The sequence below is a fragment of the Milkweed yellows phytoplasma str. MW1 genome (assembly GCF_000309485.1).
In the GTDB taxonomy this organism is placed as follows: Bacteria; Bacillota_I; Bacilli_A; order Acholeplasmatales; family Acholeplasmataceae; genus Phytoplasma.
Window position 1 is genome coordinate 1 of the sequence record NZ_AKIL01000074.1, and the last position, 455, is coordinate 455.

Annotated in this window: 1 protein-coding gene; it reads left to right on the forward strand. The window is 18.5% G+C overall.

Annotated elements, in window-relative coordinates; genetic code table 11:
• Positions 1–364, forward strand: a 364-nt coding sequence (locus tag RI76_RS03090) for a hypothetical protein (RefSeq protein WP_036343635.1), incomplete at its 5' end; no start/stop codon positions are given.
• Between the last annotated feature and the right edge of the window lie 91 nt (positions 365–455).

The window sequence follows — 455 nt, forward strand, 5'->3', positions numbered from 1 at the left end:
TATAAAATTAAATTTCGAAAATACTTTTGAAAAACAAAATTCTTTTATATCTATACCAAATGTTTCTAATCAACAAATTAATAAAATTCAAGAAGAATTTAAACAAAATTTTAAATATAAAGATAAAATTAATTCTCATATTTATTTGAACCAAGATAAAAAAGAAATTATTATATATTGGCCTAAAATCAGAAATTTTGTTAATAAAGAATATTTATTTGCTACAACTTTTTGCAAAGAAGAAACAAACAATCATATTGTAGAAACAAATTGTTCTTTATATTTTAAAATTATTAAAAATGATGATGAACAATTTAAAATAGAAATATTAAATCCAAAAATAGATTTAAAAATAATTCAATAAATAAAAGAATAATTTAAAAAAAACCGCCTTAACCCTGTACGTAAAACTTTAAGCCTTTATACTGAGAAGTTTAATACTGGAGGAGAATATA